The 17,567-nt window shown below is 68.1% G+C and carries 14 protein-coding genes and 1 tRNA gene; 9 read left to right on the forward strand and 6 right to left on the reverse strand.

The window, feature by feature from the left end; all coding sequences use genetic code 11:
- Window positions 1–96 precede the first annotated feature (96 nt).
- Complete coding sequence (locus AC3WLE_RS21165) at window positions 97–702, reverse strand: winged helix DNA-binding protein (protein ID WP_492320151.1); 606 nt, start codon at window positions 700–702, stop codon at window positions 97–99.
- A gap of 249 nt (window positions 703–951) precedes the next feature.
- Here AC3WLE_RS21165 and AC3WLE_RS21170 point away from each other — a divergent pair, with 249 nt between their 5' ends.
- The 8 genes from AC3WLE_RS21170 to pgi all read left to right on the forward strand — a co-directional run bounded on the left by AC3WLE_RS21170 (window position 952) and on the right by pgi (window position 11,051).
- The gene (locus AC3WLE_RS21170) at window positions 952–2,316 is read left to right on the forward strand and encodes an amidase (protein ID WP_492320150.1); all 1,365 of its coding nucleotides are present in this window, start codon (window positions 952–954) and stop codon (window positions 2,314–2,316) included.
- Between the two features lie 122 nt (window positions 2,317–2,438).
- Window positions 2,439–3,404: a TRAP transporter substrate-binding protein gene (locus AC3WLE_RS21175; protein ID WP_492320149.1), complete on the forward strand. Its 966-nt coding sequence runs from the start codon at window positions 2,439–2,441 to the stop codon at window positions 3,402–3,404.
- Window positions 3,405–3,490: 86 nt separating this feature from the next.
- Complete coding sequence (locus tag AC3WLE_RS21180) at window positions 3,491–4,042, forward strand: TRAP transporter small permease subunit (protein WP_492351961.1); 552 nt, start codon at window positions 3,491–3,493, stop codon at window positions 4,040–4,042.
- Window positions 4,042–5,352, forward strand: a complete 1,311-nt coding sequence (locus AC3WLE_RS21185; protein ID WP_010810067.1) for a TRAP transporter large permease — start codon at window positions 4,042–4,044, stop codon at window positions 5,350–5,352. Before AC3WLE_RS21180 ends, AC3WLE_RS21185 begins: the two co-directional genes overlap by 1 nt.
- A gap of 61 nt (window positions 5,353–5,413) precedes the next feature.
- Window positions 5,414–6,712, forward strand: a complete 1,299-nt coding sequence (locus AC3WLE_RS21190; protein WP_492320262.1) for a D-amino acid dehydrogenase — start codon at window positions 5,414–5,416, stop codon at window positions 6,710–6,712.
- Between the two features lie 6 nt (window positions 6,713–6,718).
- Window positions 6,719–8,305: an NAD(P)H-hydrate dehydratase gene (locus AC3WLE_RS21195; protein ID WP_492356300.1), complete on the forward strand. Its 1,587-nt coding sequence runs from the start codon at window positions 6,719–6,721 to the stop codon at window positions 8,303–8,305.
- Window positions 8,302–9,264, forward strand: coding sequence for a DMT family transporter (locus tag AC3WLE_RS21200; protein WP_492351959.1), 963 nt, complete (start codon window positions 8,302–8,304; stop codon window positions 9,262–9,264). The genes AC3WLE_RS21195 and AC3WLE_RS21200 overlap by 4 nt, the downstream gene beginning before the upstream one ends.
- 143 nt (window positions 9,265–9,407) lie before the next feature.
- Window positions 9,408–11,051: a glucose-6-phosphate isomerase gene (gene pgi, locus AC3WLE_RS21205; RefSeq protein ID WP_492320145.1), complete on the forward strand. Its 1,644-nt coding sequence runs from the start codon at window positions 9,408–9,410 to the stop codon at window positions 11,049–11,051.
- Here the strand turns inward: pgi and AC3WLE_RS21210 are convergent.
- Window positions 11,048–11,746 (reverse strand): ABC transporter ATP-binding protein, encoded by a 699-nt coding sequence (locus tag AC3WLE_RS21210; protein WP_340526528.1) that lies wholly within the window; start codon window positions 11,744–11,746, stop codon window positions 11,048–11,050. The genes pgi and AC3WLE_RS21210 overlap by 4 nt on opposite strands.
- Between AC3WLE_RS21210 and AC3WLE_RS21215 the strand changes: the two genes are divergently transcribed.
- Window positions 11,745–12,398 carry an arylesterase gene (locus AC3WLE_RS21215; RefSeq protein WP_492320144.1) on the forward strand — a complete coding sequence of 218 codons (654 nt, stop codon included), beginning with the start codon at window positions 11,745–11,747 and terminating at the stop codon, window positions 12,396–12,398. The genes AC3WLE_RS21210 and AC3WLE_RS21215 overlap by 2 nt on opposite strands.
- 64 nt (window positions 12,399–12,462) lie before the next feature.
- On the opposite strand, the gene AC3WLE_RS21220 is transcribed toward AC3WLE_RS21215, so the two are convergent.
- The 4 genes from AC3WLE_RS21220 to AC3WLE_RS21235 form a co-directional block, all read right to left on the reverse strand.
- On the reverse strand, window positions 12,463–14,397 hold the full coding sequence (locus tag AC3WLE_RS21220; RefSeq protein ID WP_492320143.1) for a SurA N-terminal domain-containing protein: 1,935 nt from the start codon (window positions 14,395–14,397) through the stop codon (window positions 12,463–12,465).
- A 132-nt stretch (window positions 14,398–14,529) separates the two neighbouring features.
- Window positions 14,530–14,606 (reverse strand) — tRNA-Asp (locus AC3WLE_RS21225).
- 237 nt (window positions 14,607–14,843) lie between these two features.
- Window positions 14,844–16,427, reverse strand: a complete 1,584-nt coding sequence (locus tag AC3WLE_RS21230; protein WP_492356301.1) for a FadD3 family acyl-CoA ligase — start codon at window positions 16,425–16,427, stop codon at window positions 14,844–14,846.
- Complete coding sequence (locus AC3WLE_RS21235; protein WP_492351955.1) at window positions 16,424–17,536, reverse strand: alkene reductase; 1,113 nt, start codon at window positions 17,534–17,536, stop codon at window positions 16,424–16,426. The genes AC3WLE_RS21230 and AC3WLE_RS21235 overlap by 4 nt, the downstream gene beginning before the upstream one ends.
- Window positions 17,537–17,567: the final 31 nt, after the last annotated feature.

Below are 17,567 nucleotides of genomic sequence, written 5' to 3' on the forward strand. Positions count from 1 at the left end.
TGCCGGCACCCGGATTTTGCACTGCGACATCACGACGGCGCCGTGTTACTCCCTATCATGATAATGCTTATGCGTCACTTTTACCGAATGGACGGCTCAGAGTGACGTCGCCGAGCGCGCGGCCTGCTCGTACAGGCCGGTCAGCACCCGCATCAGCCGGGCGAGCTCCCCGATCTCGGCATTCTCTTCGCTGCCTTCGGTGAAGTTGCTGGTCAGGCATTGTTCGCGGATCTCGCGATAGCGTGCGCAGGCCTCGGCACCGGCCGGGGTGGTCGAATAAGTGGCCTCCTTGCCGACCCGCTCCCCGCTCACCAGCCCCAGCCCCTGCAGCTTCTTCAATGCGTAGGTCACCAGGTGGGTGTCTTCCACGTTCAGCACGAAGCAGATATCGGCCAGCCGCTTGGGCCGGCCGCGATGGTTCACGTGATGCAGCACCAGCACGTCCAGGAAGGTCAGGTCGCGCACCCCCGCCGCCCCCATGCAGCGCACCACCCAGCGGCTGTAGGCGTTGTAAGCGGTATTCAGCCCGAACTCGAACTCGGACAACTCGGGGCTGCGCACCGACACCAGGTGCGAGGACGACACGATATTGGCCCCGGCCGCGCGCGACAGCGCGGTGGCCGGCCTTGCCTTATCGGCAACGGCAGGGGCATCGGCCACGGCGGCGGCGGTATGCCCGCTCTCGGCTGGCTTGCGTGGCATGCGGGAGACTCCTTTCGATGGGACGGCGCTGGCGTGCTAGGTATAAGCCCGGAGCGCGCCCCGGCAATTTTAGCTTGACAGTTTATTGGCGAATTATGAGCATGAACACCTAATAAATACAGGTAAAGCATGAGGGAGGACGCCGGCCACGACTGGCCCTGCGCATGTGCACCGCGCCCTTCCCCGTGCCGGCAGGCGGCCGCCACCATGGCGGTGCCCGCCCCGCCCTCGCACCCCGTTTGCAGACCCATGCCATCCATGCTTCCCGACCTCGACACCCTGAACACCCGCCTGCGCGACGGCGCCACCAGCCGTGCGCAGATCATCGAGCAGGCGGCCGCGCTTGCGGCCGCGCCGGCTGCCGAGGCCGTGTTCCTGCACCGCACCTTCGAGGCCGCGGCCCAGGTCGCGCGCGCAGCCGATGCCGCCGGCCGCGCCGGCAAGGCGCTGCATCCGCTGGCGGGGCTGCCGGTTTCGGTCAAGGACCTTTACGACGTGGCCGGCGAAGTCACCAGCGCAGCCTCGCTGGTGCGCAAGGATGCCGCGCCGGCCACGGCGGACGCCACCGTGGTCGCCCGCCTGCGCGCTGCAGGCGCAGCCCTGGTCGGGCGCACCAACATGACGGAGTTCGCGTTCTCGGGCGTGGGCATCAATCCCCACTACGGCACGCCGGCCAACCCGGCCGGCACCGATGGCGTGGCGCGCATCCCGGGCGGCTCGTCGTCGGGTGCGGCCGTTTCGGTGGCGCTGGGGCTGGCGGTCGCGGCGCTTGGCAGCGACACCGGCGGCTCCATCCGCATCCCCGCCGCGCTGTGCGGCATCACCGGCTTCAAGCCCACCGCGCGGCGCGTGCCGCTGACGGGGGCCTTTCCGCTGTCCTACACGCTCGACACCGCCTGCGCGATGGCGCGCACGGTCAGCGACTGCATTGCCGTGGACAGCGTGATCGCGGACAGCGCAGTGATCCCGCGCGTCACCAACCCCGCCGCGACGCGGCTGGCGATCCCGCGCCAGGTCCTGCTGGACGACCTCGACCCGGTGGTGGCGCGCGCCTTTGACCGCGCGCTGGGCCGGCTGTCGGCCGCCGGCGTGCAGCTGGAGCATGTCGACCTGCCCGAGCTCGGCGAACTGGCGGGCCTGAACGCCCAGGGCGGCTTCAGCTCGGCTGAAGCCTTTGCCATCCACCGCCACCTGCTGGCCGCCCGGCGCGACCTGTACGACCCACGCGTGGCCTCGCGCATCGACCGCGGCGCCAATGTCAGCGCCGCCGACTATATCGACCTGGGCCGCGCCCGGCTGGACTGGATCACCCGCATGGAAGCGCGCCTGGCCCGCTTCGACGCCGTGGTCTGCCCGACCGTGCCGATGGTCGCGCCCGAGATTGCGCCGCTGCGCACCGATGATGCGCAGTTCTTCCGCGTCAATGCCCTGCTGCTGCGCAATACCTCGGCCTTCAATTTCCTCGACGGCTGCTCGATCTCGATGCCCTGCCACGCGCCGGACGAGCTGCCCGTGGGCCTGATGCTGTCGCACGGCCCGATGCGCGATGCCGACCTGCTGGGCACGGCCCTTGCGTTGGAACGCATCGTGCAACCTTCACAGCGCGACGACTGAGCCCTGCCGCCGCGCCGTTGATCTTGCGCCGGCGTGCCCGCCAATGCGGGCGCGACCGGCACCAGGTAGTACGCAACCAGCAGTACCACCGCGCCCCCGCGCGCACACCAGGAGAGATCGAGATGCGAGTCAAGGCAATCGTTGCGGCCGGCCTGATGCTGGCCGCCGTGGCGGCACAGGCGGATACCAAGTGGGACCTGCCGACCGGCTATCCGGCCAGCAACCTGCACACCGAGAACCTGCAGCAGATGGCCAACGACGTGGACAAGGCCACCGGCGGCAAGCTCAAGATCGTGCTGCACCCCAATGGCTCGCTGCTCAAGGCCAACGAGATCAAGCGCGGCGTGCAGACCGGCCAGGTGCAGATGGGCGAGATCCTGATGTCCTTGCTGGCCAACGAGAATCCGGTGTTCGGCGTCGATGCGGTGCCGTTCCTGGCCACCAGCTATGCCGATGCCTACAAGCTGTGGCAGGCCTCGCGCCCGGTCACCGAGAAGGTGCTCGACAAGCAGGGCATGAAGCTGCTGTACGCGGTGGCCTGGCCGCCGCAGGGCATCTATGCCAACAAGCCAATCAATTCGGCCGCGGACATGAAAGGCCTGAAATGGCGCGCGTACAACCCGGCCACCTCGCGCATCGCCGAGCTGGTCAGCGCCCAGCCGGTGACCATCCAGGCTGCCGACCTGGCGCAGGCGCTGGCCACTGGCACGGTCAACTCCTTCATGTCGTCGGGCGCCACCGGCGTCGACACCAAGGTGTGGGAGAGCGTGAAGTACTTCTACACCGTGGACGCCTGGCTGCCCAAGAACATGCTGGTGGTCAGCAAGAAGGCGTTCGCGGCACTGGACAAGCCGACCCAGGAGGCGCTGCTCAAGGCCGTCGCCGACGCCGAGAAGCGCGGCTGGCAGGTGTCGGAGCAAAAGACCAAGGAGTACCTGGCGACCCTGTCGCGCAACGGCATGACGGTGCAGCCGCCGTCGCCGCAGCTCAAGGCCGACATGCAGAAGGTGGGCCAGACCATGGTGGATGACTGGGCCAAGGGCGCGGGCGAGGACGGCAAGGCCATCCTGGACGCCTACCGCAAGTAGGCGACCTGCCCGCCTCCATGAACTCCCCGCCCTTGCCGCGCAGGCTGGCATGGCGGGGAGCCCCTCCCTCCCTGACGCCGTCCATCATGCCAACTGCCCCCTCCTCCAAGCGCTGGCTCGACCGCCTGCTTGACCTCTTTGCCGTGCTCGGCGCGCTGTGCATCCTCGCCGTCTGCGTGATCATGATCCTGATGTCGCTGTCGCGGGAGACCTCGGTGATCTTCAAGGGTGGCGATGACATCGTCGCCTGGCTGTGCGCGGCGTCCGCCTTCCTGATCCTTGGCCAGACCTTCCAGCATGGCGGCATCGTGCGCGTCGAGATGCTGCTGGGGGCCGTGGGCCCGCGCCGGCGCCGGGTGCTGGAGCTGGTCTCGCTGACCATCTGCCTGGCGTTTGCCGCCTACGCGGCCTGGGCACTGGGCACCTTTGCGTGGCAGAGCTGGGAAATCGGCGATGTCTCGCAGGGCCAGATCGTGATCCCGCTGTGGATTCCGCAGAGCTTCGCGGTGCTTGGCTGCGTCGGCTTCCTGCTGGCGGTCGCCGATGAATGGCTGCGCGTGGTGCGCGGGCACAAGCCGCGCTACCAGGTGGCCCATGAAGAAAAGCTCGCCGCCGGCGATTTCGGGGAGACGGTCTGATGAGCACAGTCGTGGTTGCACTGATCCTGCTGCTGGTGATGATCGTCTTCCTGGCGATCGGCGCGTGGATCCCCGTGGCCATCGCGGTCACCTCATGGGTCGGGCTGGTGGTGTTCTCGGACCGCGAGGCGCTGGTCAGCCTGGCCAACGCATGGTGGTCGTCGAGCGCCTCTTACACGCTGGCGTCGCTGCCCCTCTTTGTCTGGATGGGCGAGATCCTGTTCCGCACCAAGCTGTCCGAGCAGATGTTCAGCGGGCTGTCGCCGTGGCTGAGCTGGCTGCCCGGGCGGCTGATGCACGTCAATATCCTGGGCTGCGGCATCTTCGGCTCGGTGTCGGGGTCGTCAGCCGCCACCTGCGCCACCATCGCCAAGTCGGCGCTGCCGGAACTCACGCGGCGCGGCTACGACGAGCGCACCACGCTCGGCTCACTGTCCTGCGCCGGCACGCTCGGCATCCTGATCCCGCCGTCGATCACGATGGTGGTGTACGCGGTGTCGGCGGACGTGTCGATCATCCGCGTGTTCCTGGCGGGCTTCATACCCGGCCTGCTGCTGATGCTGCTGTTCTCCGGCTACATCGTGGTCTGGGCGCTGGCCAACCCGGACAAGACCCCGCCGTCGGAGCACTTCAACTGGCGTGCGCGGCTGGCATCGATCCGCCAGCTGCTGCCGTGCATCGTGCTGATCGCCTTTATCACCGTGATCATGGTGACCGGCTACTCCACCGCGACCGAGGCCGCAGCCTATGGCGTGGTGGCTTCGCTGGCGCTGGCGTGGGCGGGCGGCTCGCTCACGCGCGCGGCGTTCTGGGACAGCCTGATGTCGGCCACGCGGCTGACCGCGATGATCATGTTCGTGCTGGGCGCGACCTCGTTCCTGTCGGTGACCATGAGCTTTACCGGCATCCCGCGCGCGCTGGCGGAATGGGTGGCGGCGATGCACCTGTCGCCGTGGGCGCTGATTGCCGTGCTGACAGTGATCTACATCGTGCTGGGCACGGCGCTGGACGGCATCTCGATGATCGCGCTGACCACCGCGACGGTGCTGCCGATGGTGCAGGCGGCCGGCTTCGACCTGGTCTGGTTCGGCATCTTCATCGTGCTGCTGGTGGAGATCGCCGAGGTGACGCCACCCGTGGGCTTCAACCTGTTCGTGCTGCAGAGCATGACAGGCAAGGACAGCAACTACATCGCACGGGTCTCGCTGCCCTTTTTCATGATGATGGTGGTGGCGATCGCCATCGTCACGATCTGGCCGGGCGTGGTCACCTGGCTGCCGGACATTGTCATGCAGCAGGAAGTCAAATAGCATTGGCCGGCCCAGCCCGGCCATTTGCTGCCGGCGCGGCAATATGGAGGGTCCCAGTCCGATGCATGTGATCGTCATCGGCGCCGGCGCGATCGGCGTCAGTTCCGCCTGGTACCTGCGGCAGGCCGGTTTCGACGTGACCGTGCTCGAACGCCGCGCCGCGCCGGCGCAGGAAGCCAGCTTCGGCAATGCCGGCGTGATCGCGCCCGGCTACGTCACGCCATGGGCGGCGCCGGGCATGCCCGGCAAGATCCTGCGCACGCTCTTTGCGCGCGAGGCGCCGGTCCTGTTCCGCCCTTCCGCCGACCCGGCCATGTGGCGCTGGATCGCGCGCTGGCTGCGCGAATGCCGGCTGGAGCGCTACCGCGCCAACAAGCTGCGCATGCAGCGGCTGGCGTTCTACAGCCGCGGGTGCCTGCACCGGCTGCGCAGCGAGCTGGAGATCGACTACGAGCAGTCGCAAGGCTACCTGCAGCTGTTCCGCGCCGCGCGCGACCTCGACCTGGCCGCGCCCGCCGTGGCCCTGCTGCGCGAGAACAACGTGTCGCACCGACTGGTCAGCGCGCAGGAATGCCGCCGCATCGAACCGGGCCTGGCTGCCGACACGCCGCTGGCCGGCGGGCTGCACCTGCCTGAAGACGAATCCGGCAACTGCCCGATGTTCGTGCGCGCGCTGCACCGGCATGCCGAGGCCGCGGGCGTGTCGTTTCGCTTCGACACCCAGGTGGCGCGCGTCAGGCCCGACAACGCGGGCAAGCTGCAGGTCGAGCTGCAGCACTCCGACAAGAAGCGCCTTGGCCAGGTGCTGAGCGCCGACCGCGTGCTGGTCGCGGCCGGCGCCGACAGCACCGCGCTGCTGCGCCCGCTGGGCCTGCGCGTGCCGCTGTATCCGGTCAAGGGCTACTCGGTGACGGTGATGGTCCGCGACGAACTGCAGGCGCCGCTGGGCGCGCTGATGGATGAGTCCTACAAGGTCGCGATCACGCGCATGGGCAACCGCCTGCGCGTGGCCGGCACGGCCGAGCTGGGCTCACGCGCGCTTGATCTGCGGCCGGCCGCCCTGAACACCCTGGTCAAGGTCGCGCGCGACTGGTTCCCGGTGGCCGGCAACTACCAGGAAGCCACGCAATGGGCGGGCGCGCGGCCGATGCTGCCGGACGGGCCGCCGCTGATCGGCCCAACAGCCGTGCCCGGCCTGTTCCTCAACCTCGGCCATGGCTCGACGGGCTGGGCGATGAGCTGCGGATCGGGCAAGATTGCGGCTGACCAGATCGCCGCCAGCGCCGGCACCCATGGTGGCCCGGACATCGACATGGAGGGCCTGCTGCCCGACCGCTACGGCCTGGGGCCGGCAAGATAACCAGACATGACACCCTCTGCCTCTACCGCCACCTCGCCCGCAAGCGGCGACGGCTGGTTTGCACTCGATGCCGCCGCCTCCGCACCGGTTCCGCTGTACGACGTCGCCGCCATCCGCCGCATCGAGAACGCCGCCTTCACGCAACTTCCCGCCTTTACGCTGATGTCGCGCGCCGGCGCCGCGGCCGCGCGCTGGCTGGCCTGCCATGCACCCGCCGGCCCGCTGCTGTTCCTGGCGGGCCCCGGCAATAACGGCGGCGATGCGCTGGTGGCCGCCACGCAATTGCACGGCGCCGGCCGTGCAGTGCAGGTATGGCTGACGGCGGACCCGCAGCACCTGCCCGCCGACGCCGCGACGGCATGGCAGCAAGCGCACGCAGCCGGCGTCCCGGTCAGCGTGGTCGCAGGCATGGCTGCCTCGCATGACGCGGACTGGCCCGCGGGCACCGCTGCGCTCGTCGACGGCCTGCTCGGCATCGGCCTGAACCGCCCCGCCGACGGCACCATGGCGTGGTGGATCGGACAAATCAACCGCAGCGCGCTGCCGGTGTTTGCGCTGGACATCCCCAGCGGCCTGTTCGCCGACACCGGCGCGGGCGCGCCGGCAGTGCGCGCGCAGCGCACGCTGACCTTTATCGCCGCCAAGCCCGGGCTGCTGACGCTGGACGGGCGCGACTGCGCCGGCGAGGTCGATATCGCGCCGATCAGCCTTGACTATCCGCCGGACGAAGCGCCCCATTGCCTGGTAAACGGCCCGGCGCTGTTCAGCACGGCGCTGCCGCGCCGCCACCATGCCAGCAACAAGGGCACGCATGGCTCGCTGGCGGTCATCGGCGGCAACCTGGGCATGACCGGCGCGCCGCTGCTGGGCGCCAGGGCCGCGCAGTTCCTCGGCGCGGGCAAGGTGCATATCGGCTTCCTGGCGCAGCCCGCACCGCTGTTCGATCCGCTGCATCCGGAGCTGATGCTGCATGCCGTGGACGCACTGGCCCTCGCTGCGATGTCGGCGCTGGTGATCGGTCCTGGCATGGGCACGGACGCCAACGCACACAAGCATTTTGCGCGGCTGCTGCAAGCCGCGCCGTTGCCGCGTGTGCTGGATGCCGATGCCCTGAACCTGCTGGCCGCCGATCCGGCGCTGGCCGGGGCCCTGGCCGCCAGCGGCGCGGCTTGCGTGATGACACCGCACCCGCTCGAAGCCGCCCGGCTGATGGGCGTTCCCGTCGCCGAGGTGCAGCGCGACCGGCCCGCTGCTGCCGCGGCACTGGCTGCGCAATGGCAGGCCGTGGTCGTGCTGAAGGGATCGGGCACCGTGATCGCGGCGCCTGACGGCAGTCCATGCACGCTCAACCCGACCGGCAATGCCGCACTTGCCAGCGCCGGCACCGGTGACGTGCTGGCCGGCATGCTGGGGGCGCTGCTGGCGCAAGGCATGGCGCCGCTGGCCGCGGCCCAGGCGGCGGTGTGGATCCACGGGCGTGCCGCCGATGCCCTTGTCGCCCAGGGCACCGGGCCGGCCGGCGTCACCGCAAGCGAACTGTACGCGCCCGCGCGCACCCTCTTCAACCAGTTGCTGGCCGGGACCCGCGCATGATGCGCGGCGCGCTGCTGCGCGATCCCGCCGACCGTCGCCACCTGCTCACCGGCATCGCCCTGCTGGTCATCGGGCAATGGATCCTCAGCCTGCTCGATGCCACCAGCAAGACCCTGACGCAGCAAGGACTGCCGCTGGTGGCCGTGGCATGGGTGCGTTATGTCGGGCATGTGGTCGCGATCTTCCTGCTGCTCGGCCCCGCCGGCTGGCGGCGCCAGTGGCGGCCGGCGAAGCCTGGGCTGCAGTGGCTGCGGGGCGCGCTGATGCTGGTCTCGACGCTGGTGTTCTTCAGCGTGCTGATGCTGATGCCGCTGGCGCAGGCCACGGCACTGAATTTCTGCGCGCCGCTGTTCGTGGTGGCATTGTCGCCGTGGTTGCTGGGCGAGCGCCCCGGGCGCCATGCCCGCTGGATGCGCTGGACCGGTGTGGTGGTCGGCTTTGCCGGCATGCTGGTGGTGGTGCGCCCGGGCGGCCAGCTCAGTCCGCTCGGTGTCGGCCTGGGCCTGGTGTCGGCGCTGGTGTTCGCGCTGATGCAGATGCTGACACGCCGCATTGCCGCGCACGACACACCGATGACCACGCTGATCCAGAGCGGCGTAACCGGCGCCTGCCTGACCACGCTGATCGTGCCCTTCTTCTGGTTCAGCGCCTGGCCTACGCCGATGCAATGTGCACTGCTGTTGTCCGCGGGGATCACCGGATCACTTGGCCATTATTTCGTCATCCGGGCCTTCCAGTACGCGGATGCGTCTTTCCTGAGCCCCTTCCTCTACCTGCAGATCCTGTCCGCGACGGTGATCGGCTACCTGGCCTTCGGCCAGTTGCCCGACTGGACCACCGCAATCGGCATCGGCATCATCTGCCTGGGAGGCTTGTGCGTGGCTGGGGGAGAACCCGTGCTACGCGCCATCGCGGCCCGGCTCGGCGGCGCGCGCCGTCAGACAATGTCCGATACTTAGCCTGCGCCCAGGCTGGTATGTTGCAAGTGGTAACGATATGACGCCGCCGCCAGGCCGGATCCCGGCAGCGCTGACGATATACTTGCAACTCTGCCTTGTGAGCCGGCAACGCCACGCGGCTCGCGCAACATCGATTGTCCTGCATGCCCACTGACCTTCACGCCTGGAACGCCCTGCTGCGGCACCACGACACCCTTCGCGACGCCCAGATGCGCGACGGGTTCGATCGCGAAGGCGCGCAGCGCGTCGCGCAATTCTCGCTGGAAGCCGCCGGGCTCTATCTCGACTACTCGAAGAACCGGATCACGCCCGAAACCATGCGCCTGCTGGTGCAGCTGGCAGCCGAGGCCGGCGTGACCAGACGCCGCGACGCGATGTTCGCGGGCGAGCATATCAACACCACTGAAGACCGCGCGGCCCTGCACGTAGCGCTGCGCGCGACCGCCGGCGCCGGCTACAAGGTCGACGGCGAGCAGGTCATGCCGGCAATCCAGAAGGTGCTGGTACGCATGCGCGATTTTTCGGAACGCGTGCGCAGCGGCGCCTGGAAGGGTGCCACCGGCGAGCGCATCACCGATGTCATCAATATCGGCATCGGCGGCTCCGACCTGGGGCCGCGCATGGTGTGCCGCGCGCTGTCGCACCTGGCCGATGCCGATGGCAATGCCGCGCCGCGCATGCACTTTGTTTCCAACGTCGACGGCACCGACCTGGCCGAGACGCTGGTGCGGCTAGACCCGCAACGGACACTGGTGATCGTCTGCTCCAAGACCTTCACCACGCTGGAAACCATGGCCAACGCGCGCAGCGCGCGCGCCTGGTTTGTCGCCAACGGCGTGGCCGAGCATGACCTTGCCAAGCATTTCGTCGCAGTCTCGACCAATACCGAAGCGGTGCGCGAGTTCGGCATCGACCCGGCCAATATGTTCGAGTTCTGGGACTGGATCGGCGGACGCTTCTCGCTGTGGTCGTCGGTCGGCCTGTCGATCACGCTGGCAGTAGGCTTCAATGCCTTCGCCGACCTGCTGGCCGGCGCGCGCGCCATGGACGAGCACTTCCGCACCGCGCCGCTGGAGCGCAACATGCCGGTGATCCTGGGCATGCTGGGCATCTGGTACCGCAATTTCTGGCATTTGCCGACCAGCTGCATGGCGCCCTACTCCACCTCGCTGGAGCTGTTTCCCGCCTTCCTGCAGCAGCTGGAGATGGAGAGCAACGGCAAGTCAGTGCAGCTTGACGGGCAGCCCGTGCGCACGCATACCTCGCCGGTGGTGTGGGGCACGGCCGGCACCAACGGGCAGCATGCCTACTTCCAGCAGATCCACCAGGGCTCGCAGGTGGTGCCGGTGGATTTTGTCGCGCCGCTGGTGCCGCCGCGCCGGCTGGCAGGCCATCACGCCAAGCTGCTGGCCAACTGCTTTGCGCAGGCCGAGGCGCTGATGCGCGGGCGCAGCGCCGATGAGCTGCGTGCCGCCGGCCTGAAGGACGAAGTCCGCATCGCCCATATGGTGTTCGAGGGCAATCGCCCCAGCAACACCTTGCTGATGGAAAACCTGACGCCGCATGTGCTGGGTGCGCTGATTGCGCTGTATGAGCACCGCACCTTCGTGCAGGGCGTGGTCTGGAAGATCAATTCCTTCGACCAGTGGGGCGTCGAGCTGGGCAAGATCCTGGCCCGACCGATCGAGGCCGAGCTGACCGGGAATGCCGTCGGCCAGCACGATGCCTCCACCACGTCGCTGATCGAGCGCGCCCGCGCGGTGCTGAAGGCGGGCGCCGCCAGCTAGACCTCCGCGCCCATCCATTCATCGCTGGCCACGCGGCCGGCGTCGATGGTCAGGATGCGGCCACAGCGCGCCGCCACCGAGCGGTCATGCGTGACCAGCACCAGCGTTGAGCCGGCATCGCGGTTAAGCTCGAACATCAGCGCGATCACGGCTTCGCCAGTGGCGGTATCGAGGCTGCCGGTGGGCTCGTCGGCAAACAGGATGTCCGGGCGCGCCACGAACGCGCGCGCCAGCGCCACGCGCTGCTGCTCGCCGCCCGACAGCGTGCGCGGATAGTGCCCCAGCCGCGCGCCCAGGCCCACGCGCTGCAGCATGTCCAGGGCGCGCTCGCGCACCTGCGACGTTTCGCCGCGCAGCTCCAGCGGCAGCATCACGTTTTCCAGCGCGGTCAGGTGGCCGACCAGCTGGAACGACTGGAACACAAAGCCGACATGGCGGCCCCGCACGGCGGCGCGCTGGTCCTCGTCCAGCGCGAACAGGTCCTGGCCCTGCAGCCGTACCGTGCCCGTGCTGGGCAGGTCCAGCCCCGCCAGCAGCCCGAGCAGCGTCGACTTGCCCGATCCGGACGCCCCCACGATGGCGAGCGTTTCGCCCGGCGTGACGGAAAAGGTCACGTCGTGCAAAATCGTCAGCGAACCGGTCGTGTCGGCAACGGTCTTTCCGAGGGACTCGACAGCGAGAATGGAAGAAGACATGGATATTGGGATCCGAGGCAAATGGCGCCGGCTGCTGCTGGCAACCGGCATGGCACTGACGATATCGGCCGGGGCCTCAGCCCAGGCTGCGGCCCCGGCACTGCTGGTGCTTGGCGACAGCCTCTCCGCCGAGTACGGCATCGCGCGCGGCGCGGGCTGGGTTACGCTGCTGCAGGACCGCCTGCGGCAGGAGCGCTTCGATTATAGCGTTGTCAATGCCAGCATCAGCGGCGAGACCACCATCGGCGGCAAGACGCGGCTGCCGGAGCTGCTGTCGCGGCACCGCCCGGCCATCGTGGTGGTGGAGCTTGGCGCCAACGACGCGCTGCGCGGATTGCCGCTGCAGACCACCGAGGCCAACCTGCGCAACATCGTCAGCACGGCACAGAAGGCCGGCGCGGGCGTGCTGCTGATCGGCATGCGCATCCCGCCCAACTACGGGCAGGACTACACCGAGAAGTTCGTCTCGCTGTATCCGAAGCTGGCCGGCGAGTACAAGGTGCGGCTGGTGCCGTTCTTCCTCGACAAGGTCATCGCGCGGCAGGACTGGTTCCAGCCCGACCGCATCCACCCGACCGCCGCGGCACAGCCGGCGCTGCTCGATACGGTGTGGCCGCAGCTCAAGCCGATGCTCAAGCGTGGCACGAAGTAAGCATAAATAAAAAACCCCTGCCGTCTGGCAGGGGTTCTTGCTTGCAGCGGCGCTGATCTGGCGCTTACTCGGCGCCTTGCGCCTGCGTGGCGCCCACCGGCGTCAGCATCTTGACCTTGGAGCGGGCCTTCAGGCTTTCATAGAAGGCCTGCAGGTCGGTCTGGCCGGCCAGTTGCGAGAGCTGCTGCGCTTCGGCCTGGCGTTGCGCCGGGTTGGCCTGCATCGGCTGGCTGACCTTGGTGATACGGTAGACCGCGTAGCCTTCGGCCCCCAGGTCGACACCCACCACCGCAGGCAGCTTGTTCGCGTCGGCGCGCAGCACCGCTTCGACCGCCTTCGGCGCCATGCCCTCGGCCTTGGCGCGCGACACGGTCTGCACCGCGCCAAAGCCGTCGGCGCTGTCTGCCTTCTTCAGCGCGGCAAGCCGGGCCTCGCCGTCCTTGCGCGCCAGTTCGGCCGCCTGCTGGGCGATATAGCCCTCGCGCACCTTGGCTTCGACTTCCTCGAACTTGCGCACGGCCGCCGGGCGGTACTCGACGATGCGCGCGGCCACCAGCGTGTTCGGGGCCACCTGGACGGCCTCGGTGTTGCGCTTGTTCTTGATCGCGTCGTCGCTGAACAGCGCCTTGAGCAGCTTGTCGTTGTTGAGCGGGCTCTGCGCGCCCAGCGCCGGGTTCGGCTGGCGCGTGACGTTGTCGGCGGTCTGGATGGTCAGCTTGAACTTGTCGGCTGCGGGCTTGAGGCTGTCAGCCTGCTCATAGACGGTGTTGCCGAAGGCATCGGCCTGCTCGGCAAACTTCTTGTCGGCGAACTGTTTGCGCAGCTCAGCTTCGAGTTCCGTGCGCACGGCTTCCAGCGGCTTGGTCTCGGCGGGCTTGACGCCAGTCAGCTTGATGATGTGGTAGCCGTAGTCGGTTTCCACCACGTCGCTGACCTGGCCATCCTTGAGCGCATACATGGCGTCCTCGAACGGCTTGACCAGCGCGCCGCGGCCCATGAAGCCCAGGTCGCCGCCCTTCTCGGCCGAGCCCGGGTCCTGCGAGTTCTTGCGCGCCACGTCGGCGAAGGTGTCAGGGTGCTTGCGCAGGTCCTCCAGCAGCTTGGTGGCCTTGTCCTTCGCGGCCTGGCGCTGGGCGGCCGGCGCATCCTTCGGCGCGCTGATCAGGATATGGCTGGCGCGGCGCTGCTCGTCGATACGGAAGCGCGCGATATTGCTGTCATAGTAGGACTTCAGCTCTTCGGGCGTGACCGCCTGCGTCGCGGCCAGGGCCTCGCCCGACAGCAGCAGGTACTCGACCTTGGCTTGTTCCGGCACCGAGAAGGCCTGCTGGTGGCTGTCGTAGTAGGCCTTCAGCGCGGCTGCATCGGGCTGCACCTTGGCGGTGTAGCCGGCCGGCTTGAACAGCAGCGCCTGCACATCGCGCTGCTGGTCACGCACGGCGATCAGGCGATCGAGCAGCGACTTGGGCACGAAGGCCGTCGCGGCGACCGATGCGCCCAGCTGCTGCGTGGCCAGCTCGAAGCGCATGCGGGCATCGAACTGCTCGGGCGTCATGCCCTGCGACTGCAGCAGCTGCAGGTAGGCCTTGTCGTCGACCTTGCCGTCCTTGGTGCGCGGCAACTGCGCGATCGCCGGCAGGTTGCTGATTTCCTCGAGCAGCTTGGCGTCGGACACGGTCAGGTGCTCACGCGCCACGGCACTGGCCATCACGCGTTGCAGGATCAGCTGGTCCAGCACGGCCTTGCGGGCGTCCGGGCCTTCGAACTGGCGCGGGTCATAGCTTGCGCCCAGGACCTGGCGCGCGCGTTCGCTCTGGTCGCGCACGACGTTGTCGATCTCCTGCACGCTGATGGCGCGGCCGTCGACCTTGGCGGCATCGTGCGAGCTGTCCATGAAGCGCGAATAGCTTTCCACGCCGAAGAACACGAACGACGGGAAAACAAGCACCAGCAGCAGCAAGAGCATCAGGCGCCGGTTGTTGCGTACGAAATCAAGCATGCGGATTCGGGTAGTGGATTGGCACGAAAGACAAACTCCACGATTCTATCAGGAGCCGCTGGGCGCGCACCCTTTGTGCAGGGTGGGAAACATGAATGAAAACGCCCGCTGATGCGGGCGTTTCCTTAAAACTGGCGGAGTGGACGGGACTCGAACCCGCGACCCCCGGCGTGACAGGCCGGTATTCTAACCGACTGAACTACCACTCCTGTGTCGGTGCTTGCTGCCGGCAATGCACATGTCCTTGCGATGGAGAGTTGTGGGTGCTGAGGATGCCTTGCAAGGGAACAAATTTCCTTACAAATCATAAGCCTACAACGCCTACCAACCTTCGCTTGCCGACCGTGCCCTGCTGCAAGAGGCCGAACTATAGCTTGTGTTCATCTTCTGCGCAATACCCGGATGACTCAATCTTGTACCCTCGGCTGCCAAGTCCGCCTGCACGCTCAGGCGCACATGCGCGCCTGGAGCGCCGTCAGCTCGTGCTTGACGACCTTGCCCGCGGCATTGATCGGCAGGGCCGCCATGAAGGCCACGGAACGCGGCACCTTATAGTTTGCCAGGCGGGCTCTGCACCATTCCAGCAATGCCTCCCCACTCATGCTCTCGCCTTCGCGCAACACCACGAAGGCGCGGCCAACCTCGCCCAGGCGCGCATCGGGTACGCCGACCACCGCGACCTGGGCCACCGCCGGATGCGTGCCAATCAGGTGCTCGATCTCCGCGGGATAGCAGTTGAAGCCGCCCACGATGAACATGTCCTTGAGCCGGCCGGTGATACACAGGTTTCCGTCGGCGTCGACGCTGCCGATGTCGCCTGTATGCAGCCACCCCGCGTCGTCGATGGCCTCGCGTGTGGCGGCCTCGTCGTCGAAGTACCCACGCATGACGTTGTAGCCGCGGATCCACACTTCGCCCGGTTCACCGGCGGCGACGTCGTTTCCTTCAGCGTCTACGCAGCGAATCTCCACACCGGCGAGCGCACGCCCGCTCGTGTTGGCGATAGTCTGCAGCGCGTCGCCGAGCCGGCAGACCGTCGCCAGGCCGCAGCACTCGGTCTGTCCGTAAGCAGTGAGCACCACGTCAAAACCAAGCACCTTGCGCATGCGCCGGATCAGCTCTGGCGCGATCGACGCCGCCCCCGTGACCGCCACGCGCAGCGATGACAAGTCGTATGCATCCAGCCGCGGATGGGCAAGCAAGCTCAGGTAGAGCGTGGGCGAGCCGGGCAGGAAGCTGACGCGGTACCGCTCGATGCGAGCGAGCACGGTTTCGGCGTCGAACTGCGCCAGCGGCAGGATGGTGGCGCCGCGAAGCAGGGCCGCGAGCCAGCCGGCCTTGTAGCCGAAGGCATGGAAGAAGGGATTGATGATCAGGTAACGGTCGCCGGGGCGCAGGCCGACGATGCCCGACCAGTCGGAGAAGGCGCGCAGATTCTGCCCGTGTGTGGTGATCACGCCCTTGGGCCGCCCCGTGGTGCCGGATGTGTAAAGCAGGTCGGACGGACTGTCCGGTGTCAGCGCGGCGATGCGCGCGTCAAGCATGGCCTCGGGTGTGTCTTCGGCGCGGGCGAGGAAAGCCTCCCAAGACAAAGCGCCTTCGCGTTCGCCGCGCAGAATGACGCGGTGGCGCAAGGCCGGCAGCGCATGCCCACACAGCATCTCGGGATAATCGACGCCAAGCAATTCGCCGATGCAGATCAGCGCCCGCGTACCGCTACGCCCGAGAATATCGGCGGCCTCCCCGCCCTTGAGCCGGGTGTTAAGCGGTACCAGCACGCCGCCGGCCATCTGGATGCCGAGCGCTGCGACGATCCACTCGTGCAGGTTAGGCGCCCAGATGGCAACGCGCTCGCCGGGCGCTACGCCCAGCGCCATCAGCGCACGCCCTGCGACTCGCGCCGTCTCATGCAGCGCGCCATAGCGCAAGGACAGGCCGTCTTCCTCGATGGCTACCGCATCCGCGCGCAGCCGCGCCGTGTGTGCCACGGCATTGGGTATGGTTGAAATCGGTGCGAGGCAGTCGCTCACGGTTGCAAGCCTCCCTGGGGAAGGATCTGGCCACTCGCGGCAAGCTCCGCGGCGGCCGGGTAGTCGGTGTAGCCATGCGCTCCCGGCGTATACAGCAGCGTGCGGTCGAACGCGGCCAGCGGCGCACCGTGCCGCAGGCGCGCAGGCAGGTCGGGATTGGCGATGAAATGGCGGGCGAACGAAACCGCCTCGCCGACGCCGCCGGCCACTGCACGCGCGGCGCTCGCGCCGTCGAAACCGTCATTGACGATGACCGCACCGCCAAAACGCCAGCGGGCCAGCGCAAATGCATCGAGCGCAGGATCCGGCGAGCGGCTCACGTGCAGGTAGGCCAGCCCGATCGGCGCCACGGCATCGAGCAGCGCGCTGTACGTGGCGGTGGGATCGTCATCGTGCATGTCGTTATACGGGTTGCCGGGACAGATACGCAGACCCACGCGCCCCGCCCCGATCGCCCCGGCGATGGCCTCGAGCGTCTCCACGACGAAGCGCAGCCGCGCCATCAGCGAACCGCCGTAGCCGTCCGCGCGCTGATTGGTGCAAGAAAGCAGGAATTGCATCGGCAGGTAGCCGCTACTGCAATGCAGCTCGACGCCGTCAAACCCGGCGGCCAGCGCATTGACGGCGGCCTGGCGGTACTCGTCGATCACGGCCGTGACTTCATGTGCCGCCAGCGCGCGGGGCACCTCCATCTCGACCAGCCCGTGGCCGTCGGCATAGATGGTGCCGCGCGCGCGGATCGCCGACGGCGCCACCGTCTGTGCGTCTGGCGCCTTGTTATGGCGCGTCGCCACGCGCCCGACGTGCATCAGCTGCAGCACCATCGCCGCGCCCTGGCTGCGCACGGAGCCTGACACGTCGCGCCAGGCGTCGATCTGCGCGGTGGTCTCGATGCCCGGCGTGCGGCAGTACCCTTTGCCATGCCGGCTAGGGTAAGTGCCCTCCGCAATAATCAGCCCGGCGCCCGCGCGCTGGGCGTAGTACGCCTGGTGCAGGCCGGTGGGCAGGTCGCCCGCGCCGGCGCGGCTGCGCGTCATCGGCGCCATCACGATGCGATTGGCGAGTGCAATGTCGCCGAGCTGCAGTGGCTCGAACAGGCTGGCGCTCATCTTGATGATCCCTTGATCGGTTTCGGCATTG

Source organism: Cupriavidus sp. FW306-1B-F12B (assembly GCF_058781795.1).